Source organism: Methylobacterium sp. Leaf104 (assembly GCF_001422885.1).
GTDB lineage: Bacteria > Pseudomonadota > Alphaproteobacteria > Rhizobiales > Beijerinckiaceae > Methylobacterium.
In genome coordinates this window covers 47,423-72,498 of record NZ_LMMZ01000038.1, presented here as the reverse complement: position 1 = coordinate 72,498, position 25,076 = coordinate 47,423, and the positions used below count along the sequence as shown (strand labels likewise).

At 71.9% G+C, this 25,076-nt stretch carries 20 protein-coding genes; 4 read left to right on the top strand and 16 right to left on the bottom strand.

The genetic code is table 11. The features are described from left to right. Nucleotide 1: 1 nt before the first annotated feature. The 4 genes from ASF49_RS18835 to ASF49_RS18820 all read right to left on the bottom strand — a co-directional run bounded on the left by ASF49_RS18835 (nucleotide 2) and on the right by ASF49_RS18820 (nucleotide 10,961). Entirely contained in the window at nucleotides 2–1,153 is a 1,152-nt protein-coding gene (locus ASF49_RS18835; protein ID WP_056476576.1) for a sensor histidine kinase, read from the bottom strand. A 131-nt stretch (nucleotides 1,154–1,284) separates the two neighbouring features. Then, nucleotides 1,285–3,135 carry a potassium transporter Kup gene (locus ASF49_RS18830; protein WP_156653106.1) on the bottom strand — a complete coding sequence of 617 codons (1,851 nt, stop codon included), beginning with the start codon at nucleotides 3,133–3,135 and terminating at the stop codon, nucleotides 1,285–1,287. Between the two features lie 163 nt (nucleotides 3,136–3,298). Then, complete coding sequence (gene pbpC, locus ASF49_RS18825; protein ID WP_056476568.1) at nucleotides 3,299–5,356, bottom strand: penicillin-binding protein 1C; 2,058 nt, start codon at nucleotides 5,354–5,356, stop codon at nucleotides 3,299–3,301. Nucleotides 5,357–5,618: 262 nt separating this feature from the next. Then, on the bottom strand, nucleotides 5,619–10,961 hold the full coding sequence (locus ASF49_RS18820; RefSeq protein ID WP_082511409.1) for an alpha-2-macroglobulin family protein: 5,343 nt from the start codon (nucleotides 10,959–10,961) through the stop codon (nucleotides 5,619–5,621). Nucleotides 10,962–11,102: 141 nt separating this feature from the next. On the opposite strand from ASF49_RS18820, the gene ASF49_RS18815 reads away from it, so the two are divergent. Further along, nucleotides 11,103–12,557 carry a hypothetical protein gene (locus ASF49_RS18815; RefSeq protein WP_056476566.1) on the top strand — a complete coding sequence of 485 codons (1,455 nt, stop codon included), beginning with the start codon at nucleotides 11,103–11,105 and terminating at the stop codon, nucleotides 12,555–12,557. Between the two features lie 9 nt (nucleotides 12,558–12,566). On the opposite strand, the gene ASF49_RS23875 is transcribed toward ASF49_RS18815, so the two are convergent. The 5 genes from ASF49_RS23875 to ASF49_RS18795 form a co-directional block, all read right to left on the bottom strand. Continuing rightward, nucleotides 12,567–12,722, bottom strand: coding sequence for a DUF3309 domain-containing protein (locus ASF49_RS23875; RefSeq protein ID WP_156653085.1), 156 nt, complete (start codon nucleotides 12,720–12,722; stop codon nucleotides 12,567–12,569). A 130-nt stretch (nucleotides 12,723–12,852) separates the two neighbouring features. Next, nucleotides 12,853–13,902, bottom strand: coding sequence for a cysteine synthase A (locus ASF49_RS18810; protein ID WP_056476562.1), 1,050 nt, complete (start codon nucleotides 13,900–13,902; stop codon nucleotides 12,853–12,855). Nucleotides 13,903–13,942: 40 nt separating this feature from the next. Further along, nucleotides 13,943–14,308 (bottom strand): response regulator, encoded by a 366-nt coding sequence (locus ASF49_RS18805; RefSeq protein WP_056476559.1) that lies wholly within the window; start codon nucleotides 14,306–14,308, stop codon nucleotides 13,943–13,945. A gap of 159 nt (nucleotides 14,309–14,467) precedes the next feature. Beyond that, nucleotides 14,468–15,037, bottom strand: coding sequence for a hypoxanthine phosphoribosyltransferase (hpt, locus tag ASF49_RS18800; RefSeq protein ID WP_056476556.1), 570 nt, complete (start codon nucleotides 15,035–15,037; stop codon nucleotides 14,468–14,470). 12 nt (nucleotides 15,038–15,049) lie between these two features. After that, the gene (locus tag ASF49_RS18795; protein ID WP_056476553.1) at nucleotides 15,050–15,853 is read right to left on the bottom strand and encodes a zinc-ribbon domain-containing protein; all 804 of its coding nucleotides are present in this window, start codon (nucleotides 15,851–15,853) and stop codon (nucleotides 15,050–15,052) included. 182 nt (nucleotides 15,854–16,035) lie between these two features. Here ASF49_RS18795 and ftsE point away from each other — a divergent pair, with 182 nt between their 5' ends. The 3 genes from ftsE (at nucleotide 16,036) to ASF49_RS18780 (ending at nucleotide 18,697) form a co-directional block, all read left to right on the top strand. After that, nucleotides 16,036–16,734: a cell division ATP-binding protein FtsE gene (gene ftsE / locus ASF49_RS18790; protein WP_181259686.1), complete on the top strand. Its 699-nt coding sequence runs from the start codon at nucleotides 16,036–16,038 to the stop codon at nucleotides 16,732–16,734. Then, nucleotides 16,731–17,747 (top strand): cell division protein FtsX, encoded by a 1,017-nt coding sequence (locus ASF49_RS18785; RefSeq protein ID WP_243214801.1) that lies wholly within the window; start codon nucleotides 16,731–16,733, stop codon nucleotides 17,745–17,747. Before ftsE ends, ASF49_RS18785 begins: the two co-directional genes overlap by 4 nt. A 236-nt stretch (nucleotides 17,748–17,983) precedes the next feature. Then, nucleotides 17,984–18,697, top strand: coding sequence for a YdcF family protein (locus tag ASF49_RS18780; protein ID WP_056477076.1), 714 nt, complete (start codon nucleotides 17,984–17,986; stop codon nucleotides 18,695–18,697). 54 nt (nucleotides 18,698–18,751) lie between these two features. On the opposite strand, the gene ASF49_RS18775 is transcribed toward ASF49_RS18780, so the two are convergent. The 7 genes from ASF49_RS18775 to ASF49_RS18745 all read right to left on the bottom strand — a co-directional run bounded on the left by ASF49_RS18775 (nucleotide 18,752) and on the right by ASF49_RS18745 (nucleotide 25,014). Further along, a complete protein-coding gene (locus ASF49_RS18775; protein ID WP_243214803.1) occupies nucleotides 18,752–19,096 on the bottom strand; it encodes a hypothetical protein in 345 nt (114 codons plus the stop codon). Continuing rightward, complete coding sequence (gene ptsN / locus ASF49_RS18770; protein WP_056476546.1) at nucleotides 19,093–19,560, bottom strand: PTS IIA-like nitrogen regulatory protein PtsN; 468 nt, start codon at nucleotides 19,558–19,560, stop codon at nucleotides 19,093–19,095. The genes ASF49_RS18775 and ptsN overlap by 4 nt, the downstream gene beginning before the upstream one ends. A gap of 118 nt (nucleotides 19,561–19,678) precedes the next feature. After that, nucleotides 19,679–20,290 (bottom strand): ribosome hibernation-promoting factor, HPF/YfiA family, encoded by a 612-nt coding sequence (hpf, locus tag ASF49_RS18765; protein ID WP_056476544.1) that lies wholly within the window; start codon nucleotides 20,288–20,290, stop codon nucleotides 19,679–19,681. Between the two features lie 339 nt (nucleotides 20,291–20,629). Beyond that, nucleotides 20,630–22,192 (bottom strand): RNA polymerase factor sigma-54, encoded by a 1,563-nt coding sequence (rpoN, locus tag ASF49_RS18760; protein ID WP_082511408.1) that lies wholly within the window; start codon nucleotides 22,190–22,192, stop codon nucleotides 20,630–20,632. A 367-nt stretch (nucleotides 22,193–22,559) separates the two neighbouring features. Next, on the bottom strand, nucleotides 22,560–23,348 hold the full coding sequence (gene lptB, locus ASF49_RS18755; protein ID WP_243214809.1) for an LPS export ABC transporter ATP-binding protein: 789 nt from the start codon (nucleotides 23,346–23,348) through the stop codon (nucleotides 22,560–22,562). Between the two features lie 83 nt (nucleotides 23,349–23,431). Further along, nucleotides 23,432–24,130, bottom strand: a complete 699-nt coding sequence (locus tag ASF49_RS18750) for an LptA/OstA family protein (protein WP_056477071.1) — start codon at nucleotides 24,128–24,130, stop codon at nucleotides 23,432–23,434. Between the two features lie 71 nt (nucleotides 24,131–24,201). Beyond that, entirely contained in the window at nucleotides 24,202–25,014 is an 813-nt protein-coding gene (locus tag ASF49_RS18745) for a hypothetical protein (RefSeq protein ID WP_056476538.1), read from the bottom strand. Nucleotides 25,015–25,076: the final 62 nt, after the last annotated feature.

Sequence of the window (25,076 nt, the reverse complement as noted above, 5' to 3'; positions counted from 1 at the left end):
CTCAGGCCAGGGGCGCGACCCGCAGGGAGAAGTGCGCCCCCTGCACGTCCGGGGCGACCGTGAGGGCGCCGCCGAGCTGGCGGGCGAGGCTGTTGATGATGCGCATGCCGAGGCTGGCGCTGCGCGCCGCGGTAGGATCGAATCCTTCGGGAAGCCCGGCGCCGTCATCCTCCACCGCGAGAATCAGGCCATCCGCATCGTCGGGCTGGGCCTCGACCCGGATCTCGCCCTCGCCGTCCGCGTAGGCGTACTTGATCGCGTTGGTGACGAGCTCGTTGACGAAGAGCCCGAGGGGGATCGCGAGATCGGCGGGAATGTTCATCCGGGCCGCGCGGCAGACCAGGCGGTGGCGGGGCGCACTCTCCTGCAGCTTGGCGCACAGGGCTTCGAGGAACCCCGCGACGTCGATCGCCTCCAGGCTCGGCTGGCGCCAGAGCTGGTCATGGACCTGGGCCACCGCCTCCACGCGGGTGCGGGCATCGGCGAGCGCGCTCTTCACGTCGGCATTGTCGGAGCCCCGGGCCTGCAGCCCGAGAAATCCCGCCACCACTGCGAGACTGTTCTTCACCCGATGGCTCATCTCGCGCGACAGGAGTTCCTGGCGCTCCAGGGCCGCCTTCAGCCGCGCCTCGGCCCGCTGGCGCTCGATGGCGCCGCCGACGAGGTTGGCGAAGCCCTGCATGAAGGCGATGTCCGCCTCTTCGAACTGGCCCTCGCGGGTGTCGTCCACCTCCAGCACGCCGTAATTGCCGTCGCGGTTGGCGATCAGCACGTTGATCGCGCGGCGGATGCCGTGGTCGGCCATCAGCTTCGGGGTGCGGAAGCGCGTCTCGTTCTCGAGGTGGTTCGAGATCACGGGCCGTCCCGTCTTCAGGGCGTAGCCCGCCGGCGAGGCGAGGTCGGCGCCGATGATGGTCGTGCCCACCGCGTCCTCGGCCCAGCCGACCCCGGCGCAAACGAGGAGGCAGTCCTGGTGCGGCTTGTATTCCAGGGCCTTGCAGAACTGCGCCTCCATGCCCTCGGCGCAGAGTTCGGTCGCGCGCTGGAGCAGGGGCAGCAGCTCGGTGGCGCGCAGGGCCTCGACCCCGAAATCGGAGAGGATCGCCTGCTGCCGCAGGCGGATCGCCAGGGCCTTCGGCGCCAGTTCGGTCATCGCTACGCTACACGTCCCGGGTTCGGCGCGGCCGGGCTGCCCGCCCGCGCAGCTTCCTTTTGCGACACCCGCAGCGCTGCCCGCAAGGGCATAAGCAAGGTCCGCACGAGAGTTGATGGCCTCCGTCCGGCTCAGATCTCGATCTCGGTGCCGACCTCCACCAATTGCCGCGTCGGCACGCAGAAATGCGCTCCGGTGCGCTCGGCGTTGCGCAGCAGGAAGGCGTAGATCTCCTCGCGCCAGGTCGCCATGCCGCGGTGGTCGCTCTTCGGGATGATGGTCTCGTGGCCGATGAAGATCGTGAGATCCTCGAGGCATTCCGGCGGCAGGCGCTTGGCCTCCACCGCGCAGCGCAGGCCGTCGGGGACCGAGGCATCCTCCATGAAGCCGTAGCGCAGGATGACGCGGGTGATGTCGGGGGTAATCACCATGACCTCGGCGCGCTGGTCGCGGGCCACCGCGGGTTCCTCCTCGTAGCGGGCGGTGACGATGAGGATGCGCTTGTGCAGGGCGTGGCTGCGCGCGACGAAGCGGGAGAGGTGCAGGGGAATCGCGCTGGTGGCCGAGGACAGGAAGGCGGCGTTCCCCGGCAGGACGATCGGCGGATCGCGTCGGAGCTGATCCAGGAACTCGCCCTCGGGCTGGCGGAGCGAAACCCGCGCCGCCTCGACGAGCTGGTTGCCCTTGCGCCAGGTCAGCATCAGGAAGGCGACCAGGGCGGCGAGCATCAGCGGAAACCAGCCGCCCTCGAACAGCTTCACGGTGTTGGCCCCGAGGAACACGAGGTCGATGAGGAGGAAGAACCCGTTCACCGCCAGCACGGCGACGGGATTGTAGCCCCATTTCAGCGCCACGAGAGCGGCGAGCAGGGTGGTGATCGCCATCAGGGAGGCGACCGCGATACCGTAGGCGCCGGCCAGGGCGTCCGAGGAGCCGAAGACCAGGACCGCGCTCAGGGTCGCGGCGGCGAGAAGCCAGTTCACCATCGGCACGTAGATCTGCCCGCGCTCGTGCCGGGCGGTGTGGACCACCCGCATCGGCGGCAGGAAGCCGAGCTGGATCGATTGCTGGGTGAGCGAGAAGGCGCCCGAGATGATCGATTGCGAGGCGATCACGGTGGCGATCGTCGCCAGACCGATCAGGGGGTAATGCGCCCAGTCGGGACTCAGCCGGTAGAACGGGTTCTCGATGGCGTCGGGCTCCACCAGCAGCAGCGCGCCCTGCCCGAAATAGTGGATCACCAGGGCCGGAAGCACGAGGCCGAACCAGGAAGCGCGGATCGGCCCGGCCCCGAAATGCCCGAGATCGGCATACATCGCCTCGCCGCCGGTGACCGCCAGGAAGGCCGCGCCCAGCATGGCGAAGCTGACGTGCCAGCCCGCATGGCCCAGGAACTCGACGGCCTTGAGCGGATTGAGGGCGGCCAGGATCTGCGGCGCGTGCCAGATGCCGCCGAGGCCGAGCAGCGCCAGCACGACGAACCAGACCAGCATCACCGGTCCGAAGATGCGGCCGATGAAGGCCACGCCCCGGCTCTGGACCAGGAACAGTCCCACCAGGATCAGCACCGTGATCGGCACGACGAAGCGCGACAGGGCCGGGGCCTCGACCTTCAGGCCCTCGACCGCCGAGAGCACAGAGATCGCCGGCGTGATCGCGCCGTCGCCGTACAGGAGGGCGGCCCCCACGAGGCCGACGACGAGGAGCACCCCGGCCCAGGAGCCGGGCTTGGCGTGACGGGCCCCGAGCAGGGCTAGCATGGCGACGATGCCGCCCTCGCCACGATTGTCGGCGCGCAGGATCAGCACGGCGTACTTGATGGAGACGATGAGGATCAGCGACCACAGGATCAGCGAGACGGCACCCGTCACGGCGACCGGGGTCGGCGGGGCGCCGGCGCTCGCGGCGCGGACCGCTTCCTTGAAGGCGTACAGGGGCGAGGTGCCGATATCGCCGTAGACGATTCCGAGCGCCCCCAGCATCACCGCCGGGCGCAGGGCCGGCCGTCCCGGTCGGGATTCCTCGTGGGCCACGGGCACGCTCTCCGGCAACGGCGAAGGTTCGCTCTGCCGCTCGCAGGTAGGGGCGGGTTTCCTCCCGACCAGGGGCCCGACCGGCCTCCGGCTTGAACCCCGGACGGGGGCGTCACTCGAGCCGCACCAGCACGCTGTCGCTGGCGCCCGTGGCGTCCATCACCGAGATCCGCGCGAAGCCTGCCCCTTCCGGAGCCCAAGCCGATTGCCGGCGGGCGCCGCCCGCCACCGGCAGGCCGTCGACCATCCAGGTCAGGGGCGGCACGCCGCCGAGCGCCTTCAGGGCGAGGCTCGCCGACGGTGCGGGCGCGGGCTCCGACAGACCCAGATCGATGCGGGCGCCGTCCGGCGGGTAGGCGATCTTCAGGGCGCCGCCCAAGGCCGCCGACAGGGTCTTGGGGATGTCGCGCCGGATGTGGCGCAGAGGCGGCGGCAGGCCGGCCGTGGTCGTCACCAGGGCGTCGCGCGGCATCGGCACGGGATCGGGTTCCCCGCCGAACCGGGCGAAGGCGTCGAACAGGATCGGCGCCGCGACCACCCGGCCGACGAGGCCCGGCACGGCGTTGCCGTCCGGCCGCCCGACCCAGACGGCGATCGTCACGCGCCGGTCGAACCCGACCGCCAGGGCGTCCCGGTAGCCGTAGGAGGTGCCGGTCTTGTAGGCGATCCGGCCGGCCAGGGCATTCTCCGGCGGGGGCGCCCCCCGGAGGGTGTCGGCGACGTACCAGGCGGCGACGGCTTCCGTGATGCGGGCCTCCGGGGCCGCCTGGCCCGACGCCTCGCCGACCCGGCGGGTCAGGTTCGGCACCAGCCCCTGCCGGGCGAGGCCCGAGAACAGCCGGGCGAGGTCGGTGAGCGTGACGCCGAGGCCGCCGAGCGCCACCGGCAGACCCGGCGCGGTGTCCCGGGGGAGATCGATGCGCGCACCCGCCGCCCGCAGGCGCGCAATGAAGCGGGCGGGGCCGACCACCTCCAGCAGGTCCACGGCCGGGACGTTCAGGGAGAGCTGGAGGGCGCGCCGCGCCGTCACGGTGCCCTGGTAGCCGAGGTCGAAATTCTCCGGGGCGTAGGCACCTGCGAAGCGGACCGGCCGGTCGTCGAGCTGCGTCTCCGGATGGGCGAGGCCCGTCTCGAAGGCGAGCGCGTAGATGAAGGGCTTGAGGGCGGAGCCCGGCGAACGGATCGCGCCCGTCATGTCGATGGCACCGGCCCGGCTCGCATCGAGATAGCCGGGGCTGCCGACCTGGGCCAGCACCGCGCCGGTGCGGTTGTCGAGCGCCAGGATGGCGGCGGAAATCCCTGGCCCCAGGGCGGCCGCGCGCTCGGCACCCAGGGTTTCGAGGCTCGCCTGCAGGCGGCCGTCGAGGGTGAGCCGGATCACCTGCGCGGCCGGGTCGGCGGCGTGCGCGGCGTCCGCCGCGTGGGCGGCCAGCATCGGGAAGGGCTTTCGCCCGGCCGGCACCGGCTCGGCGCGGGCGGCCTCCGCCTCGGCCGCCGTGATAACGCCCCGTGCGGCGGCGATGGCGAGGACCCGGTCGCGGGCGCGCCGGGCCGCCTGGGGGAAGCGATCCGGCCGCCGCGCCTCCGGCGCCTGCGGCAGGGCGACGAGGAGGGCGCTCTCGGCAAAGGACAGCCGGGCCGGCTCGCGCCCGAAATACGCGAGGCTGGCGGCGCGCAGCCCCTCCACCGGGCCGCCGTAAGGGGCGAGTGCCAGGTAGAGATCGCGCACCCCGTCCTTGCCGAGACGCCGCTCCAGCTGCACCGCCCGCACCATCTGGCGCAGCTTGGCGGCCAGCGAGCGCTCGGCCCGCGGCTCCACGAGCCGGGCCACCTGCATCGACAGGGTCGAGCCCCCCGAGACGATGCGCCCCGCCGTGAGCCATTGCCCCGCGGCCCGGAGGGTCGCTGCCGGATCGATGCCCGGATGCGAGGCGAAGCGCCGGTCTTCGTAGGCGGTGAGCATAGCCAGGAAGCGCGGATCGACCTGAGCGCCCGTCACCGGCAGGCGCCAGCGCCCGTCGGCGGTGGCGAAGGGGCGTAGCAGGCGCCCGTCCTGGTCGAGCACCACGGTGGAGCGGAGTTCCGCCTGGGCGAGGTCGAGGGGTGGGAGGGTGTCGGCGAAACGCCAGAGGGCGATGGCCGGGACGAGCAGGAGGAGGAGGCCCGCCACGAGCGCGCAAGTCGTGCTCGCTTTCGCAAGCCGAAGCCCCCCGTCCGAGGATGGGAACGGGGCGACGTAGGCCTTGTCAAACCCACCGTCAGTCCGGGGCGCTGCAGGCGAGCCCGGAAGCCAGAGCCGCAGACATTGCCAGAGCTCGAGCGACCTGTGGTTCCGGAGCCCGGGCTCCGTCGCGCGGCCCCGGGATGACGGCGTGCCTCCTTCCAACGCGTTGCCCTGCGCAGGAGGATCGACGGGCCTCGTCTCCACGGCCCTACTTCGCGCTCACCGTCATCGAACCGAAGCCGGTGCGCCCGAAGCGCTCCGGCCGGTACATGTCCTCGATCGTGGCCGCCGGATGGACGTAGCTGCCGGGCGAGACCGCCCGCACGGTGTAGGCGACCCGGAAGAAAGCGGATTGCTCCGGGCTGCGTTCGTAGGCCGCCACGAAGCGGTCATCGCGGAACTCGGTGTGGACCGGCGCCACCTCCGACTTGGCGAAGGCGAGGCCCGTGAGCGCGTCGGCGTCGAGGAGCTTCGGATTGTCGATCTCGAGGCCGGCGGGCAGGCGGTCGACGAGGAGGAGGCGCCCGGCGCTGGCCTTGGCCTCGGTCACGGTGAGCACCACCACGAGGCGGTCGTTCTGGCGGACTCCCTGGGCGAGGTCGACCGGGCTGCCGTCGAGGCGGTGGTAGCGCCGCTCGATCGTGTAGCCGTGCGCCTCCGCCGGCTCCGGGGCGATCGGGTTGCCGCTGACGCTGACCACCGCCTGCACGGGCTGGCTGCCCGCGTTGACCAGGGTGACCGGTTTCCCGTCGAGAGCGGCGGCCCGGTAGCTGCGCGCCACGGCGCCGCTCTCGGGGCGGCCGTCGAGGGTGAAGCGGAGGTTTTCGGAATCCGCGCTCAGGCCCTCGGCGGCGAGCACCATCCAGGCCTCCTCCTGGGTGCTGGTGGGCCGGCCACTGGCACGCTCGGCCGCGATGAGCGCGCCGAGGGGCTGGACGCTGTCGCGGGCCAGGCCCGTCTCGGCGGCCAGCGCCAGCAGGCCGGCACCGTCGCGCAGGCGCGAGCCGTAATCCGGCCGGTAGACCGGGCTCGTGGCCGTCTCCCGGAAGCCGGCCATCGCGGACGTGAAGGCCTTCGCCGCCCGGCCGCGGTCGCCGAGCAGCGCCAGGGCGGCGGCGATCTGCCCTCGAGCCAGCGGGGTCGCGAACGAGGCCAGCTTGGTGTCGGCGAGGTAGCGCAGGTCGCCCATCACCGGGCGGCCGTTGCGGGCGAGCACGTAGGCCGCATAGGCGATGTCCATGCCGCCCTCGCCGATCTCCGTGGTGTTGGCCACCGCGTTGCGCAGGCGGTCGAGGGCATTGGCGAAGGCGGTCTGGGGCACGGCGAACCCGCGCTCCCGGGCCCGGGTCAGGAAGTCGGTGACGTAGGCGTTGAGCCAGGTGTCGCTGACCCCCTCGGTGGACCACAGACCGAAGTCGCCGGCCGCGTTCTGGCGACCGAGCACCCGCTCGATGGCCTGGCGCACGCGCTCGTCGGCTTGTGAGTCGAGGCCGAGTTTGTCGAGCGACGCGAGGCGGTTGACGTAGAGGAGCGGCATCGCGCGGCTCACGGTCTGCTCGGAACAGCCATAGGGGTAGCGGTCGAGGGACTGGAGCAGGGCCGGCACGTCGATGCCGGCGAGATTCGACGCGGAGAGGGAGACCGTGCCGGTGCCGGGCAGGATGTCGGCCAGGAGCTCGTCCGAGAGGCGCAAGGAGGCACCGGGTTCGAGGGTCTGCACGGAGCGACGGGCGAGCGCCCCCGTGCCGGGGCCGATGTTGAGGGCAAAGCTCTGGCCGACGCCCCCGGGCAGACCGGGCCCCCGCAGGGTCAGGTCGATCCGCGACAGGCCCGGTCCGGCGGCGGTGATGGGGATGACGAGGGCGCCCTTTGCGCCGGCCTCCAGCCGCAGGGTCTTGTGCACAGCCTCGGCGCCGACGAGAACGGAGCCGGTCAGATCGAGATCCACCGTGTAGTCGCCGGCCTGCCCCTCGACGTTGTCGATGGCGACGTGGAAACGCGAGCGGTCGCCGACGTTGAGGAAGCGCGGCAGGGTGCCGGTGAGAACGACGGGATCGCGGATGATCACGTCGGCCTGGGCCGCGCCCACCTTGGCGCGGCTCCAGGCGGTGACCATCACCCGGCCGGTGCCGTTGAAGGCCGGCAGGGGGAAGCTCACGCTCGCCTTTCCGTCCGGCCCGACCGTGACGGGCCCGGAATAGAGCGCCAGCGGCGCCTGGGTCGGGGGCGAATCGGCAAGCTCGGCCGCGCCGCCGTCGCCGCCCGATCGGATGGCGCCCAGCGTCCCCTGCATGCCGTCGATGAGGTATCCGTAGAGGTCGCGGATCTCGGGACCGAGCGCCTTTTGGCCGAAGAAGTAGCCGAAGGGGTTGGGCGCCTCGTAGCGCGTCAGGTTCAGGATGCCGACGTCGACAAGGGCCACGCTGACCCGAGCCTCCTCGCCCGATTTCAGACCGGCGAGCTGGATCGGCAGGGTCAGGGTCTCGCGCGGGCGGGTCTTGGCCGGTGCCTCCAGCGTCACGCCGAGGGTGCGGCTGTCCCGGTCGACCCCGAACCACGCCAGGCCCAGCGCACGGCCCGGCAGGCGCTTGGCCGCCTGGTCGAGGGGTCGGTAGGCGGTGGCCACGAGGTATGCTCCCGAGCCCCATTCCGCCTTCACGGGAATGTCGATTGTGGTGCCGGCGGCCGGCACGTCGATGGTCAGGAGCGCGTGCAGCCTGTCGCTGACGACGGCGAGCGTCGCCTGTCCCTTGAACTTCGGCTGCAGCCGCGCGCGCAGGGTCTCGCCAGCGGTGTAGGCCGCCTTGTCGAGGCGAAGATCCAGGAGGTCCGGCACGTCCGCGGTCTCGCCGCCGCTCCAGCCCACCGTGAAGGTCACGCTCGCGGTGGCGGACGGCCGGCCCGGCACGCTCGCCTCCAGCCGGTAGGTGCCGTAGCTCACCGTGGCGCTGACGCGGCCCGGCGCGTCCGGGGTCAGGTCGAGGCGGCCATCGGCGACGCGGCGCGTGCTGGTGACCGGCTCGTAGGACCAGCGCCCGTTCTCACGGTACCATTGATAGGTCTTCTCGACGCGCTGGAGCGTCCAGGCGACGTCGCCCTGCGCCAGGCGCCGCCCGTCGGGAGCGGCCATGACCACGTCGAAGCCGGCGACGCTGCCTTCCTGGATGTCACCGCCGAACCCCTTGCGGATGGCGAGCACCGGCCCCTCGGGCAGGATCGGCAGGGTCAGGCTGCGGCTCAGCGCCCGCCCGCCGGGCTCGCCCACCTGCAGGGTGATCTTCGCCTCGGTGGGACGCGGCGCGGCCAGGGCCTGCACCGGCACCACGAGCCGGGCCTTGCCGGCCGCATCCGTTGTGGCGCGCGCGTCGATCTCGGCCGAGGCGGCCTCAACCCGCTCGTCGTCGAGACCGACGGAGAAGCCATCAAGTCCCTTGATGCCGTTGCCGGCCGCCTGCTGCACCAGCACCGTGCCGGAGACCTCCAGGCCGGCACTGGGCGCGCCGTAGAGGTAGCGCGCAGCCACGTCGATGGTGGCGGGCGCGCCCCGGCTCAGGCTCGGCGTCGCGCTCTCCAGCGTCACCTCGAGGCGCTCGGGAACGTAATCCTCCACGAGGAAGCTCGCCTCGCCGATGGCCGGCGCCTTCGGGTCCGTATAGGCCGACACCCGCCAGGTGCCGTGCTGGGCGCCCGGCAACAGGGGCAGCGCCAGGGCGCGCCCGCCGAGGCCGGCATCGGCCACCTGGGCGCGGCGGTACTCGACGCCGTCCGGGCGCTTGACCACCAGGGTGAGCGGGATCTCCGGCACCGCGAGGCCGGCGGCGTCACGCAGGAGTCCGGTGAGATTCACGGTCTCGCCCGAGCGGTAGACCCCGCGCTCGGGAAACACGTAGGCCTCGACGGCGCCGGGCTGGGGCCGCCCCTTCACGCCGCGATCGGTCAGGTCGAAGGTCGACTGGCCCAGGTCGAGGAAGCCGTAATCGTCGCCGATCTGCGCCACCACGAGGCCGGGCGCGATGCCCCCCTCCCCGCGCGCGAGGCCCGGCGCGAAGGCGGCGTGGCCCTGCCGGTCGGTCTTGGCCGTGGCCAGGACCTCGTTGTTGCGGGCCACCAGCCGGATCTCGGCGCCGGGTACGGTCTCGGCCGAGGCCAGCGAGCGGGCGAAGACGTGGACGCCGTCGCGGCCCTTGAAGGCCGTGAGCCCGAGATCCGAGACCACGAACCACTGCGTGGCCTTCGCCTCGTAGCCGCCCTCCTCGTCGGGAGCCGCGGCGGCTCCGCTGGCCTGCGCCATCATGATGTAGATGCCGGGCTCCAGCTTGCCGACGGCCTGAAGCACCGGGAAGGCGGTGACGGCCTCCTGGTTCAACTCGGCCTTGGCCGTGTCGAGCGCACCCTTCCAAACGCGCTGGCCCTTCTGGTCGGCGATGGTCCGCGCCGTGGTGCCGTTGAGCTGGGACAGGAAGTCCTCCGCCCGCAAGGACGGCAGGAGGCCGCGGTCGCCGACGCGCAGCACCTCCACGTCGATCTTGGCCGCGTTCACCGAGACCAGGGGTACACCGGCCTGGCCGGTGCGGGGCAGGACGTAGTTGCGCCCCGTGAAGCGGACCTGGGGCGAGCGGTCCCGGACATAGACCTCGTAATCGGCCGATTTCAGCAGGCCTTCGCCCGCCGCCGAGGGCAGGCCCGAGCGCACCACGAAGGCGTAGCGCTCGCCGTGCTTGAGGCCGTCGACGCAGACCTGCTGGCCGGTGCCGGTGACGGCGGCGTTGGCCGCGCCCGAGACCGCGATGTAGGGCGTGAAGTCGGTCTTGGCGGCGATGCCCTCGGAGAACTGGAAGCAGATGCGCGGCGCCGCGGCGTCCGAATCGACGGTGTAGTTGAGGATGCGGAAGCCGTGCTCGGCCCGCAGCGATTCGTAGGTCTCGCGCACCTCGGCATCGTCGGCCAGCGCGAGGCTGGCGCGGTAGGCTTCCAGTGACGGACGCCATTCCGCCTCGTCCGCGTAGACCTCGCCCAGGACGGCGAGGGCCTCGGCCTCGGCCGCCGCAGTCCCGGCCCGCAGATAGCCCTGGTAGGCGGCGGCCCGCGCGTTGCGGCGCAGGCGCAGGCGGCTGGCGTAGTCGCCTGTCTGGTCGTCGTTGCCGACCGTGCTCGCCGCGCGCGCATAGGCGAGCCAGTTCGCCGGCGCCCCGGGCTCCCCCGCCACGGCGAGGCCGAGAGGCTTGAGGGCATCCGCCGGCTTCTCGGCCTCGACCAGGGCTTCCCCCTCGGCGCGGGCCTTCGCGGCGGCTTTCGCATCCGGCCTGGCCGTGCCGGCCTCGCCCTTCAGCGTGGCCTCGAGGCGCACGCCGTCGCTGGCGAGATCCTCGCGCACGAAGCTCTTCGCGGCGGACGGCCTGGGCATGCCTGTGGCCGTGGCTCGTGCGGTCGGAGCCTGCGCCTGGACCGTGGCGGGGAACGCCAGCAGGCCGGCGATCGCCAAGGCCTGCAGGATGCCCGCGACGCCGACCGCCGATCGGGGCGAACGCCCGTGTCCGGTTGTTCCCGACATGCTTCAACCCCGTCGTCCGGGCGCCGGTGCCGGGCGCCGGGCGGGACCGTAGCACTTCGCGCATCCGCCGCAACGGCCTGGAATTCGGTCGCGGGCTCTGCCACACCGGATCGGTTCTCGCGAGGGAGACGCGACTCGGCCATGACGCGACGGGATCGGACCATCCGGGGCGTAACCGGATTGCTGCTGGGGATGATGGCGGGCACGGCGGTCGCCCAGACGCCACCCGCACCGCGGCCCACCGCCCCGGCACCCACGCGGCCGAAGCCCGCCGCGCCCGATCCGGCCTTCGAGGCGGCGCGGGTCGCGTTCGAGGCCCTGCCGGAGACCGAGCGCAAGGGCCTGCAGGATGCCCTGGTCTGGACCGGCGACTACAACAGCGTGATCAACGGCGCCTTCGGACGGCGCAGCTACGAGGCGCTCCAGGCCTATGCCAAGCGGAGCGGCGGGACCGGGCTGCCGGATGCGGCCGGCCGGGCCGCCCTCCTGAAGGACGGCGCCGCGGCGCGTGCGGCCGCGCGCTTCACGGTCAAGCCGGACCCGGCCAGCGGCGTGGTGCTCGGCGTGCCGGAGCGGATTCTGCCGAAGCGCTCGCCGCTGCCCGGCGGCACCCGCTGGCAGAGCGCCGACGGGCGAATCACCCTGGAGACGAAATCCTACGCGGCCGGCGAGACCGGGCTCGAGGCGGTCTTCGCGCGCGTCACCGCGCCGAGCCCCGACCGGCGGGTGACCTACAAGCTCCTGCGGCCCGACTTCCTCGTGGTGACCGCCGAGACCGGGACGGGCAGATCCTATATCCGCTACGCCGCCGGCGAAGCGGGCCTGCGCGGGCTCACCCTCGGCTACGACAAGGCCCTGGCCGGCGAGGTCGACCGCCTCGCCATCGCCATCGCCAACAGCTTCGTGCCCTTCCCCGAGGCCGCCCCGGCCGCCGCCGCAGCGGCGCCCCCGGTCGCGACCGCCGTTCCCGCCCCCGCACCGCCGCCCGTGCCCGGCAGCCGTACGGCCCCGGCCGCGACCGGCCTCCTCGTGGCGCCGGGACGCGTCCTGGCGAGCGCGGCAGCCCTGTCAGGCTGCCGGGTCCCGCTGGTCGCGGGCCAGCCGGCGCGGATCGCCGTCGGCGCCACGGCGGACCTGCTGATCCTGGAAACCGGCCCCCTCGCGGGCCGCAGCGCGATCACGCCGGCCATTCGCGGGAGCACCCCGGCCGAAGGCGAACCGGTGACGGCCCTCACCATCGATGCGGAGGGCGGCGTCGCCGTGGCACCGGGCCAGGTGATCCTGGGGGATAGTGCGGGGAGCGCCCGCATCACGGCGCCGCTTCAGCCCGGCGCGGGGGGCGCTCCGGTCCTCGACCGCTCGGGCGCGCTCGCCGGCCTCGTCGCGATGGTCCCGGGACGGCCCCGCCTGGTGGCGGGGGTCCTGCCGCCGGCGCGCTACGGCCTGGTGCCGGCCGCGACCCTTGCGAGCTTCCTCGGGGCGGCGGGTCTGCGGACAGCGCAACCGAGAGACGCCGGCACGCAAGGGGCCGGCACGTCCGGCGCAGCCGCCGCGACACAGGCGGGCGCGGTGGTGGCCATCACGTGCCAGCCGTGAGCGAAACCGTCAGATCCGCCCGGTGACGAGGAGCACGATCAGAATGATGACGAGCAGACCGCCGAGGCCGAAGCTCGGACCGCGATAGGCGCCGCCGCCGAGGAAGTTGCCGCCGCCGAGGACGATCAGGATCAGGATGATGAGGAGAATGGTGGTCAGGGTCATGGGTGGGAACTCCGTCACGCGCCCAACCGAAATTGCTTGAGCTTGACCGTACAAACGTCGCCGTGACGATTCCGTTCAACGGTCCATGCGGCATAATCCCGGAAACGCAGGGATTTTTACCGTCCCGCGCTCAGGCCCGCCAATCCGGCAGGGACTCGGACGCGACACCGAGCCAGGCCGGCACCGGCAGGCCTCGTTCAGCCAGGAAGGCGGGATTGAACAGCTTGGAAGCGTAGCGGGCGGCGCCGTCGCACAGGATGGTCACGATGGTGTGCCCCGGCCCGAGCTCGCGGGCGAGCCGGATCGCACCGGCGACATTGATGCCGGACGAGCCGCCGAGGCTGAGGCCCTCCTCGCGCATGAGCCGGAAGACGATGTCGAGGGCCTCGCTGTCCGGAATCCGGAAGGAGACGTCCGGCGTGAAGCCCGCGAGGTTGCGGGTGATCCGGCCCTGACCGATGCCTTCCGTGATCGAGGAGCCCTCGGCCTTCAGGGTGCCGGTGATGTAGTGGGCGTGCAGCGCCGAGCCGTCCGGGTCGGCGAGGCCGATCCGCACGCCGGGCCGCGCGGCGCGCAGGGCCGCGGCGGTGCCGGCGAGGGTCCCGCCGGTCCCGGCCGCGCAGATGAAGCCGTCGACCGCGCCGCCGGTCGCCGCCAGGATCTCCGGGCCCGTCGTCTCCACGTGCGCCTGCCGATTGGCGACGTTGTCGAACTGGTCGGCGAAGAAGGCGCCGGCCGGCTCGGTCTCGCCGAGGCGCTCGGCCAGCCGGCGGGCGGCATGGACGTAGTTGTTGGGATTGGCGAACGGCACCGCCGGCACCTCGACCAGGCGGGCGCCGGCCAGGCGCAGGGTCTCCTTCTTCTCGGCCGACTGCGTCTCGGGAATCACGATGACCGTGCGGTAGCCGCGCACCGAGGCGACGAGCGCGAGGCCGATCCCGGTGTTTCCGGCCGTGCCCTCCACGATGGTGCCGCCGGGCCGGATCGCACCGCGGGCCTCGGCGTCGCGCACGATGGAGAGCGCCGCCCTGTCCTTCACGGAGAGGCCGGGATTCAGGAACTCCGCCTTGCCCAGGATGGTGCAGCCGGTCTCCTGCGAGGCGCGCGCCAGGCGGATCAGCGGCGTGGCGCCGATGGCCGAGAGGACGTCGGGCAGGGAACGATCAGGGTGGACGGTCATGCACGGGACTCCGAGGGCGTGGCGGCGGATCCGGCGCGTCTCAGGCGGCGAGCGCCCGGTTCACCGTGGAGCGCAGGTCGGCCAGCGAGAACGGCTTCGTCAGCACGTCGGTCACGATGGCATCGAGGCCGCGGGCGCGTTCGCGCTGGTCGGCGAAGCCCGTCATCAGCAGGATGGTGAGGTTGGGAAAGTCGCGCTTGGCCGCGAGCGCCAGGGCGATGCCGTCCATCAGCGGCATGCGGATGTCGGTGAGCATGAGATCGAACGCGCCGTCCGCCTCGGTCAGCCGGTCGAGCCCGTCGCTGCCGTCGCTGGCCGTGACCACGGCATGGCCATCGATCTCGAGGCCCCGCTTGAGGAAGCCTCGCACCGTCTCTTCGTCATCCACCAGGAGGATGCGGGCCATCGTGCGTCTGTGTCTCTCTCGTATCCGGGCGCTCAGTGACGCAAGCGCCGGCGCGCCCTGTCAAGGGATCGTCGGACACAGCAAGCCCCTTAAGGGCCGAATCGTTTCATAATCTCTCGTGCGCAAGGTGAATTTCTGCGCAGGGCGGAACCGTGGACCTCAGGTGCCGCCGAACAGGTCCGGCTCGCGGCTCTCGTAATCGACGAGGCCGACGAAGGGGAGCTGGCGGTAGGCATGGGCGACATCCATGCCGTAGCCGACCACGAACACGTCCGGGCAGGTGAAGCCGACGAAATCTGCGTCGATGGTCACGGCGCGCTTGCCGGGCTTCTCCAGGAGCACGGCGGTGAGCACCCGCTTGGCGCCCCGTGCCATCAGCAGGTCCTTGGCGAACACGATGGTGCGGCCCGATTCAAGGATGTCGTCCACGAGGAGCACGTCGCGCCCGCGCACCTCGCTCTCCACGTCGCGCAGGATCTCGACCTGTCCCGAGGAGACCGTGGCGGTGCGGTAGCTCGACAGGTGGACGAACTCGGCCTGCGGCTCCAGCCCGACCCGGTGCAGGGCGCGCAGGAGGTCGGCGGCGAACATGAAGCTGCCCTTGAGAACCGCCACCACGAGGAGGTTCTCGGGATTGGCAGCGGCGATGGCCGCCGCGAGTTCCTCGGTGCGCCGGGCGATGGCGGTTTCGTCGAAGAGGACGCGGACGCGTCGGGAAGTGCTGGTCATCCGCGTTCCATATCACGGGGCCGGCGCGCTGGCATCGGCCTTCGAGCCGGACTCGTTCGCCTCCGCGGCGGCAAAGTGCACGCGCACGGAGCGGCCCTGCGCCGGCGGCGCCGACAGGCTCGCCCGGAAGCGCGCGCGCTCGCCCTTCTCGAGGGTCGTGCGCGGAGGGGCGATGCGCCAGCGATAGAGCGGCTGGTCGTGCCCGTCCCGCACCTCCACCTCGATCGGTGACACCGCGACCTCGGCGACGCCGACGAGGTCGCCCTCGACCACGAGCTGGCCCTGCCCCCCCTCGCCTGGGCTCTGGAACGCCACGACGTCGCGAAACTCGACGCCGCGCAGGTTCACCGGGAGCCCGACGCGTTCGTAGAGCCCGGCGCTCTGGGGCATCGCCCGCACCACCGTGGCGCGTCCGAGACCGGCGAGACCGAGCCCCGCCACCACGGCGAGCCCGAGGACGGCGCCGGGCGAGGACACGAGAAAGCCTTGGCGCCTGGTCTTCGCGGGCTTCGTCCTGGTCCGCGGGCGCGAAGCCTCCGACGGCGCCGCAGCGGGCTCCGGCTCGGCGGCCATGGCCGATTCCCAGGCATCGAGGTCGGCCTGGGCCGAGGCGCGGCTCTGCGCCGCGTCCGGTCCAAGCTCGGAGGCGGCCATCATGGCGGCGGTCATCTCGGCCTCAAGGGCCGCGGAGACGTCGTCGGGGGAGATGAACCAGGTCTCGCGACAGGCCGCGCAGCGCACCGAGCGCCCGTCCGCGCCGACGCGGTCGACGGCGATCTCGTATTCGCTGGCACAGGACGGGCAGACGATCAGCATGGCGTCCGTGGGCCTCGGATCTCGATGGACGGTTGCCGAAGGGGGCAAAAAGACTCAAACGGTTCTCGGTCAACACGGTTAATCGTCCGTGAAGCGGGCGCCTGTTCGCTGAGTCGTGCGGAGCCCTCTTCGGAGGGCAGGGCGTTGGGGGCCAGGACGTTGGGGGGATCGTGGCGGATCGGGTGAACACGCAGTCGCTCCTCTCCGGAGCCGAAGAGCCGGTGGTCCAGTTCGAGAGCGTCGGCATGCGCTACGGTCTCGGTCCGGAAGTGCTGAGCGACGTCAGCTTCCAGATCGCGCCGCGCTCGTTCCAGTTCCTCACGGGGCCGTCCGGCGCGGGCAAGACCACCCTGCTGCGCCTGATCCTCCTGTCCGTGCGCCCCACGCGCGGCCTCGTCTCGGTCTTCGGCGAGGAGGTCAGCGACATTTCCAGCGAAGCGCTGACCGGCCTGCGCCGGCGCATGGGCGTGGTCTTCCAGGATTTTCGGCTGCTCGACCACCTCACGACCTACGAAAACGTGGCGCTGCCCCTGCGCGTCCAGGGCCGGTCGGAGACGAGCTACCGGGCCGAGGTCGTCGAACTCCTGCGCTGGGTCGGCCTCGGGGAGCGCATGCACGTGCTGCCGCCCCTGCTCTCGGGCGGCGAGAAGCAGCGCGCCGCCATCGCCCGCGCGCTCATCGCCCGGCCGGAACTGCTGCTAGCCGACGAGCCCACCGGCAACGTCGATCCCGGCCTCGGCCGGCGCCTGCTCCGCCTGTTCATCGAGCTCAACCGGCTGGGGACCTCCGTGCTGATCGCGACCCACGACTTCGCCCTGATGGACCTCGTCGATGCCCGGCGCTTCGTCCTCGGCGACGGCCGCCTGACGGTCGAGGCATGATGGACGAGACCGGCACGCCCTCCGCCGCGCCGACGCACCGGGCGCCGACCCGCACCGACGACCGGCCGCCGGTGAAGCCTCCGGCCCCGCCGGACTCGCGCGGCGCCCCCCTGCCCCCGACCCTGCGCCGCAACGCGCCCCTGGTGCCGACCGATTCGGCGGCGAGCCGGGCGCTGGCCGCCGTCATCGCCATCCTGACCTTCCTGGCCGCCCTCTGCGCCGGGGCGGCCGAGATCGTGGCTTCCAGCGCCGCCCAGTGGCAGGACACGGTGGCCCAGGAGGTGACGATTCAGGTGCGTCCGAGCCCCGGCCGCGACATCGACGCCGACGTCGCCCGCGCCGAGGGGCTGGCCAAGGCCACGCCCGGCATCGCCGCCGTGCGGGTGTTCTCGAAGGCGGAGGCCGAGCGCCTGCTCGAGCCCTGGCTCGGCAGCGGCCTCGACCTCTCGGACCTGCCGGTGCCGCGCCTCGTGACCCTGAAGCTCGCCGAGACGGCGCCCGACCTGAAGCCCCTGCGGGGTTCCCTCGCCGAAGCCCTGCCCGGGGTGGCGAGCCTGGACGATCACGCCCTCTGGCTGCGCCGGCTCTCCACGGCGGCCAACACCTTCGTGGGCGTCGGCATCGGCATCGTCCTGCTGGTGCTGGTGGCGACGGGTCTCGCCGTGGTCTTCGCGACCCGCGGCGCCATGGCGGGCAACCGCGAGGTGGTGGAGGTGCTGCACTTCGTCGGCGCCAACGACGATTTCATCGCCCGCGCCTTCCAGCGCCGCTTCTTCGGCCTCGGCCTGCGCGGCGGCATCCTCGGCTCGGGCGCGGCGATCGCGGCCTTCGCTCTGGCCGGGCTGGTGGCGCGCAACTGGCGCTCGGGCCCGGCCGGCGAGGAGATCGAGGCCCTGTTCGGCACCTTCCACATCGGCTGGCGCGGCTACGCCGCCGTGCTCCTCATCGGCGTCATCGCCTCCGTGGTCACCGGCATCGTCTCGCGCCTCACCGTGCGGCGCTTCCTGGCCTGACGGAACGGCGCGCGACAGGGTCGCCTACCCTGTCACGCCATCCGCCGATCCCGTTAACCCTTCGTGAACCTTTCCGGGCGGAGATGCTTGCCTCGTGAACGCCCCAATCGGGGCTACTCTCTGGAGGAATGACGAGGCGGATGTCAGCCAGCGGCACCATGAGGCCCTCCGAGGCTTTCGGATGGGCCTGGACCGACGCCGCATCGTGCGTACCCGCGGCGGTGCGGCGTTCCCCGGTGCCTGCCGGATCCCACCCCGCGGCCCGGACCGGGCTCAGCCCGACCGCGCGAGCCACCCTCGGCCTCGCCGCCGCCGGCGCGCTGGCCCTGTTCTGCGGCTTCCTGACCTTCGTCGCCTGCCTGGAGCGGGACGAGCGCATACCCCAGGGCCGGGCCGACGGGATCGTGGCGCTCACCGGTGGCGCCCAGCGCATCGGTGACGCCATCGACCTTTTGGCCAACGGCTACGGCCGGCGCCTCCTGATCACCGGCGTCAACGAGCGGACCAGCCGCGACGAGATCGCCCGCCTCAACCCGAACCAGCGGCACTGGATCGATTGCTGCGTCGATCTCGACTACCGGGCCCGCAACACCATCGGCAACGCCATCGAGACCCGGCGCTGGATGCGCCAGCACCGCTTCAGCACGGTGACGGTGGTCACCTCGAACTACCACATGCCGCGTACGATGGTGGAACTCGACCACGCCCTCATGGGCGGCGACCGCGTCGTGCCCCATCCGGTGATCGCGGAAGGCTTCGACCCCGACGGCTGGTGGCACCATCCGTCATCGGCCAAGCTGCTCGCCTCGGAATACCTGAAGTTCCTCGTGGCCTGGGTCCGGACCCGCTTCGAGACCGATCCCGAGCGCTCGCGGGCCGCGATCCTCATCGGACGCGGCAAGCCGATCAAGATGGTCGCCGAACCGCTGCTGCTGCGCGGGCAGGAATAGACCGGAAGCCCTGGCCGAGCTTCGCCTCGGAGATCCTTGCTCGGAGGCTCTTGCTCAGAGACCCTTGCACTGGCTCCGGATCATCCCGGCGAATTCCTTCTCGGAGGTCTGGACCTGATTGAGCCGGTCCGTGCGCTCGGCGCCCGAGAGACAGCGGCCGTAGACGCTGGCCACCCGACGCATGGTCTCCACGTGCCTGCGCCAGACGCGGCACTGGTCGGCCGCCTCGCTGCCGGCCTGTTCGAGCTGGTCGATGGCCTGGCGCTGCATCGAATTCGCCACCAGGACATCGCGGGCACAGGCCGTATCGGTGGCGCCGCGCTGCTGCGCCAGGGCGGGCGCGGCGGCGAGCAGGAGGGCGGCCGCGAGGGGCACGCAGGGCAGGACGCGCATGGTCATGCGGCCTGCGAGGCCGAGGTGTGGGTGAGCAGAGCGTAGAGGGCGCTGGCATCGCGGGCGGCGCGGATGCGCTCGAGGATGCCGGGCTCGCGCAGGATGCGGGCGACCTGGGCCAAGGCCTTCAGGTGATCGGCGCCGGCGCCCTCGGGGGCCAAGAGCAGGAAGGCGATGTCGACGGGCTGGCCGTCGAGGGCATCGAAATCCACCGGCTTCTCCAGCCGGGCGACGAGCCCGAACAGACGGTCGAGGCCGGGCAGCTTGCCGTGCGGGATGGCGACGCCGTCGCCGATGCCGGTGGAGCCCAGGCGCTCGCGCTGCAGCAGGGTCTCGAACACCTCGCGCTCGTCCAGGGCCGGAAGCTGACGCACCGCGTGAGCGCTGAGCTCCTGCAGCATCGACTTCTTGGCGCGGACGCGCAGGGACGGCACCACGGAATCCGGAGAGAGGAATTCCAGCACTGGCATGAAGGACCGTCGCCCCGTCGGCGGCGGCCGAACCGGCCGCCACTCCATGAAAGGTCGGGCCGCCCGGGCGGCCCTTGAACTCAATCGAGCGGGTTCAGGCTCTGTTCCCGACCCGCGCCTACGAGGCCGCTTCGGCCGGATCGACCCAGCCGATAGCCCCGTCAGTGCGGCGGTATACGACGTTGATGCGCCCGGTGCCAGCGTGAACGAACACGATGACCGGTGCCCCCGTGAGGTCGAGGGCGGTCACCGCTTCGCTAACGGAGTGGCGCTTCAGGGTCTTGGTGCTCTCGGCCACCACGGGAGGATGCGCCGCCTCCTCGTCCGCTTCGTCCTCGTCGAGGTCGATGGCGTCGGCCTCGCTCGGGGCGGCGAACACCGCGTAGGCCGCCTGCACCGTCGCGCCGTCATGGCCGGCCGCACCGTGATCCTTCAGCTTGTGCTTGTAGCGACGCAGGCGCTTTTCCAGGCGGTCCGCCGTCTGCTCGAAGCTCGCATGGGCGTCGTGGGCGGCGCCGGAGGCTTCCAGGGTCAGGCCGGAGACGAGGTGGAGCACGCAATCGGTGCGGTAGGCCGTGCCGTCTCGGCGCAGGGTGACGTGGCCGGAGCAGGTCCCGCTCATGTGGCTGTCGAGATATTTCGAGAGGGTGGCAGCCATTCGCTCCTCGACCCGGCCCCGCAGGGCTTCGCCAAGGTCCAGGCCGTGGCCCGTCACGCGCAATGACCCCATGATCCCTCCGATTTTGGTTGTGGACACGCCCTGGGTGAGGCGCAACCTGAGTTAAGGAGCCTCTTTCGGAGAAGTCAACGCGAGGCCGGGCCCGGACCTTGTCCCGGTCTGCGATCCGTCATGCGGGACCGAGACCACCTCGTCGTCGTGGCGGAGCTTGGCGCGTCCACGCTCTGGTACGGGGCGGAGCGAGTCCCCGGGTCGGCGCCGGCAAGGCCGCGGCGGAGACAATGAAATCCCCGACGGCCATGACCGCGACACCGCCGAGCGGTCGCCGGCCGCAGCAAGCCCGACGAGCCTTCGCGTCAACCGTCGCAGAGTACGCCCTGCCGACGCGCGTCACCGCCCCGCATAGGCGAAATGCTCCCGGCGGCGCTCGATCGAGGAGGGGATGCGCAGGGATTCCCGGTACTTGGCGACGGTGCGACGGGCGATGTCGATGCCCTCGTCGCGCAGGCGCTGCACCAGGGCGTCGTCCGAGAGCACGTCGCTCGGCGCCTCGGCGTCGACAAGTTGCTTGATGCGGTGGCGCACGGCCTCGGAGGAGTGCGAGGCGGTGCCGGCAGCGCCCGGGATCGCGGCGGTGAAGAAGTACTTCATCTCGAGCGTGCCGCGACTGGTGCCGATCGACTTGTTGGAGGTGACCCGCGAGACGGTGGATTCGTGCATGCCGATCGCCTCGGCCACCGTCTTCAGGTTGAGCGGGCGCAGGTGCGCGACGCCGTGCAGGAAGAAGGCGTCCTGCTGGCGCACGATCTCGGAGGCGACCTTGAGGATGGTGCGGGCCCGCTGCTCCAGGCTGCGGGTGAGCCAGTTGGCGGTCTGCAGGCATTCCGACAGGAAGGCCTTGTCGCCCTCCGCCACCGCGCCGCGCGAAACGCGGGCGTAGTAGCTCTGGTTGACCAGCACCCGCGGCAGGGCCTCGGCGTTCAGCTCCACCAGCCAGGACCCGTCGGGCGCGGCCCGCACGAACACGTCGGGGATCAGCACCTCGACGGCCCGGGCCCCGAAGGCGCGGCCGGGCTTCGGGTCGAGCCGGCGCAGCTCGGCCAGCATGTCGACGAGATCCTCGTCGTCGACGCCACAGAGCCGGCGGAGGGCCGTGAAGTCGCGCTTGGCCACGAGGTCGAGGCGCGAGACCAGGGCCTGCATGGCCGGGTCGAAGCGGTCGCGGTCGCGCAGCTGCAGGGCGAGGCACTCGGCGAGATCGCGGGCGGCGATGCCGGCCGGCTCGAAGCTCTGGACCAGCTTCAGCACCCGGGCGACCCGGTCGAGGGAGGCGCCGAGGCGCTCGGCCACATCGTCGATGGATTCGCGCAGGTAGCCGGCATCGTCGACGGCATCGATGAGGAAGCCGCCGATCAGGCGGTCCATCGGATCGCGGGTGGCGAGATCGAGCTGGGCGCCCAGATGCTCGCGCAGGGAGATCTCGGCGGTCAGGCTCGCCTCGAAGTCGGGGGCCTCGCCGTCGAAGCTGCCGCCGGTGTTGCCGTAGGGTGCCGGCGTCAGCGAGAGCATGTCGCCGGAGGCGGCCTCCCGGGCATGCGTGGGGTTCTCGTCCGAGAAGACGTTGTCGAGGCGCGTGTCGAGGGCGCTCTCCATGTCGGCGCCGCTCGCCGTCAGCGTGGTGGCGATCCAAGGCTCCTCGCCCCCGTCGAAGTCGCCGCCCTCACCGTCGCCGTCTCGGTCCACCGAGGATTCCGAAGGCGTCTCGGCAGCGGGGCGCTCGACCTCGCTCTCGCCCTCGGCGCGCTCCAGAAGCGGGTTGCGCTCGAGCTCGGCGTCGACGTAGGCGGCGAGGTCCAGCTGGGAAAGTTGGAGGAGCTTGATGGCCTGGAGAAGCTGAGGCGTCATCACCAGGGCTTGCCCCTGGCGCATTTCCAGCCGTTGCAGCAGACTCATGGTTGTCGCCCCGGGTGAGTCGCACCTCAGGTCAGCGGCGCACGTCGCCGTGAGCCGAACCTCGGCACAAATCTTGCTTCCTGTTCTCTACTCCCAGGTCTAGCGCCAACCCGATCGCACGTCAAAGTGTGTCGGCCCTTGTTTGCACCCAAATTAGGCAGGCCAGGAAAGCAGCACGGGAGCGAGTGCCCCACCCCGGCCGAAGCTTCGCATCGCGTGCCCTAACAAAAGCTTCTGCAATCAGGGGAAATTTCCGCACCGCACCAAGGGGACGGGCGGAGCACGGCCGCGTAAGCCGGCAAAAAAATCTGCGGGATCGGAGACGGTCGCAGAGCTCGCATGCCGCGATGGAGGCGGAGACCCAGGGCTAGAGGCGAAAATCCTCGCCGAGATAGAGTCGGCGCGCCTCCGGATTGGCCACGATCTCCTCGGGCGTGCCCTCGGTGAGGATGCGGCCCGAATGGGCGATGTAGGCCCGGTCGATCAGGCCGAGGGTCTCGCGCACGTTGTGGTCGGTGATGAGCACGCCGATGCCGCGCTGCTTCAGGTGCTTCACCAAGTCCTGGATGTCACCGACCGCGATGGGGTCGATGCCCGCGAAGGGTTCGTCGAGGAGCATGAAGCTCGGCGAGGAGGCCAGGGCCCGGGCGATCTCGCAGCGCCGGCGCTCGCCGCCCGACAGGGCGATGGACGGCGACTTGCGCAGGCGGGCGATATCGAATTCCTCGAGCAGCGATTCGAGCTTGCGGGCGCGCTCCTTGCGGTCCGGCTCGGCCACCTCGAGCACCGCGCGGATGTTGTCCTCCACGGTGAGGCCGCGGAAGATCGAGGCCTCCTGCGGCAGGTAGCCGATGCCGAGGCGGGCACGCTGGTACATCGGCAGCTGGGTGATCGGCAGGCCGTCGAGGGTGATCGTCCCGCGATCGGCCGTGACGAGGCCGGTGATCATGTAGAAGATCGTGGTCTTGCCGGCGCCGTTGGGGCCGAGGAGGCCGACCGCCTCGCCGTTGCGCACGGTGAGGCCGGCCTCGTGCACCACGGTGCGGGCGCCGTAACTCTTGCGCAGGCCGCGCACGCAGAGGATGCCCGGGCCGCCCCCCTCCTCGACGATGGCAGCCGCCTCGGCCGCGCGGCGGCGGGCGCGGCCGCCGAACAACCGTCGGATCAGGGAGGGCGCCGGCAGCGCGCCGGCGCGGTCGGAGGAGCGCTCCGCCAGGGCGGGCGCCGGCGATGCGGCGCTCAATTCGTCTGGGCCCGGGTCTTGCCGGCCGGCTTCTCGGCGGAGGCCTCGGTGGGCTTGTCGGCGGAAGGCTTGTCGGCTGCGGGCTTGGCCGGACGCCCGGCGATCGGCGCCTGGGTGCAGCCCTTGCCCTTGGCTCCGTCTTCCTTCTGCGGCACCAGCAGCGCGGAGACACGCCCACCCGCCACCGGGTCCATGTTCGCGCGGCCGGTGTTCATATCGTAGACGAGGCGCGAGCCCCGGGTGACGTTCTGGCACTGGCTCAGGATGACGTTGCCGGTGACCACGATGCGCTTGGCCTCCTGGTCGAACACGGCATTGTCGCCGGTGGCGATCTGGTCCTTCTGGACCACGGTGACCGGGCCGGCGCATTCCACCCGCTGGATGCCGTTCTCGTTCAGGCCGGCGGCGCGCTCGGCCTGGCTCGCCGGCTCGGCACCCGCCGCCGGCTCCTTCTTGTCCTTGCCGCGCTTGTAGCGCACCGTCATGCTGGAGCAGCGGATGGTGCTGTCGCCCTGCACGGCGACGACGTTGCCGGCGAAGATCGCCTTGTTCTCGCGGTCGAACACATCGAGCCGGTCGGCGTCGATCTTGATCGGCTCCTTGCCGCCGCCGCCGAGATTGCCCAGGGGCGAGGCGGCCTTTTCCTTGCGCGGGGCCGCGGGCGCCGTCTGCGCCGTGGCGGGTCCGGCCGCCATCAGGACCGCCAGGACGAGCGCGAGGGGCGCCCAGTGCCGGTGGGAAACGATGTCCTTGCCCGCGGACCGCGTCACCGGCGGCGCTCCCCGTCATCGGGCTCGGCCGCCGTGGTCCGGATGCGGGCGGGCTTGTCGGCCAGCCCGGCGACCTGAGCCGGGTCGGCCGGGGCCTTGTCCACCTGCGCTTCGGACTTGTTCTGCGGATCCTGGCCGGTCCGCTCCCGCCCCTGCAGGACCGTGTGGACGTTGCCGACGAAGGAGATCACATGGCCGCTGTCGATCACCTCGAGGGTGTCGGCCACGATGGTGCCGCTGGGCATCGAGACCGTAACGGTCTCGCTCGAGCGGACGCTGCCGGCCTTGAAGTCGACGGCGGCCGTCTTCAAGCGGACCTCCTCGCCCTTGTCGGTCCAGAGGCGGATGTCGCGCTCGAGGGTCATGGCCTCCCGGGACGAATCGAACACGCCGGAGGCGGCTTCGAGATGGACGAGGCCGCCCTTGTCGTCGGTGTTGAGCTGGCCCTTCATCGCCTGCAGTTCGATCACGCTCGGCTTGCGCACGTCCTGGAAGGCGGCGGTGGCGGTGACCTCGTAGCCCCGGTCGCCCTTGCGGAAGCCGGAGAGGCGCGGGTTCTCCATCTTCACCTTGCTGCCCGACAGGCTGACCTGGCCCATCGACACCTCGGGAAGGCCGGCCCCGAACGGGTTGAACAGGGTGACGACTGCCAGCGCCAGCACGGCGGTTCCGGCGGCGAGGGGGATGAGGCGGCGCAGCGCACGCACGTGGCTGCTGTGGTTGCGCGCCCGCGCATGGGCACGGGTCCGGCGCACATCGACGCGGCCGCCGTTCGTCTGCCCCGTCTCGATCGCCGCGCCCACGTGCATGATCTTCCCAACACCGTGCCCCGGCGGCGTCGGCGCTCGCGAGGGGCGCGCCACGGCTGGGT

Bases quoted from the DNA above. Each gene is read 5' to 3' on its own strand.
- ASF49_RS18815 (WP_056476566.1), top strand. From the start codon at position 11,103: ATGACGCGACGGGATCGGACCATCCGGGGCGTAACCGGATTGCTGCTG.
- ASF49_RS18750 (WP_056477071.1), bottom strand. From the start codon at position 24,130: ATGGCGGCCGGACCCGCCACGGCGCAGACGGCGCCCGCGGCCCCGCGC.
- ptsN (WP_056476546.1), bottom strand. From the start codon at position 19,560: ATGCCAGTGCTGGAATTCCTCTCTCCGGATTCCGTGGTGCCGTCCCTG.
- rpoN (WP_082511408.1), bottom strand. From the start codon at position 22,192: ATGAGTCTGCTGCAACGGCTGGAAATGCGCCAGGGGCAAGCCCTGGTG.
- ASF49_RS18805 (WP_056476559.1), bottom strand. From the start codon at position 14,308: ATGGCCCGCATCCTCCTGGTGGATGACGAAGAGACGGTGCGAGGCTTC.
- ASF49_RS18830 (WP_156653106.1), bottom strand. From the start codon at position 3,135: ATGCTGGGGGCGCTCGGAATCGTCTACGGCGATATCGGCACCTCGCCC.
- hpf (WP_056476544.1), bottom strand. From the start codon at position 20,290: ATGGGGTCATTGCGCGTGACGGGCCACGGCCTGGACCTTGGCGAAGCC.
- ASF49_RS18795 (WP_056476553.1), bottom strand. From the start codon at position 15,853: ATGCTGATCGTCTGCCCGTCCTGTGCCAGCGAATACGAGATCGCCGTC.
- ASF49_RS18785 (WP_243214801.1), top strand. From the start codon at position 16,731: ATGATGGACGAGACCGGCACGCCCTCCGCCGCGCCGACGCACCGGGCG.
- ASF49_RS18775 (WP_243214803.1), bottom strand. From the start codon at position 19,096: ATGACCATGCGCGTCCTGCCCTGCGTGCCCCTCGCGGCCGCCCTCCTG.
- hpt (WP_056476556.1), bottom strand. From the start codon at position 15,037: ATGACCAGCACTTCCCGACGCGTCCGCGTCCTCTTCGACGAAACCGCC.
- ASF49_RS18745 (WP_056476538.1), bottom strand. From the start codon at position 25,014: ATGCACGTGGGCGCGGCGATCGAGACGGGGCAGACGAACGGCGGCCGC.
- ASF49_RS18835 (WP_056476576.1), bottom strand. From the start codon at position 1,153: ATGACCGAACTGGCGCCGAAGGCCCTGGCGATCCGCCTGCGGCAGCAG.
- ASF49_RS23875 (WP_156653085.1), bottom strand. From the start codon at position 12,722: ATGACCCTGACCACCATTCTCCTCATCATCCTGATCCTGATCGTCCTC.
- ASF49_RS18810 (WP_056476562.1), bottom strand. From the start codon at position 13,902: ATGACCGTCCACCCTGATCGTTCCCTGCCCGACGTCCTCTCGGCCATC.
- ASF49_RS18820 (WP_082511409.1), bottom strand. From the start codon at position 10,961: ATGTCGGGAACAACCGGACACGGGCGTTCGCCCCGATCGGCGGTCGGC.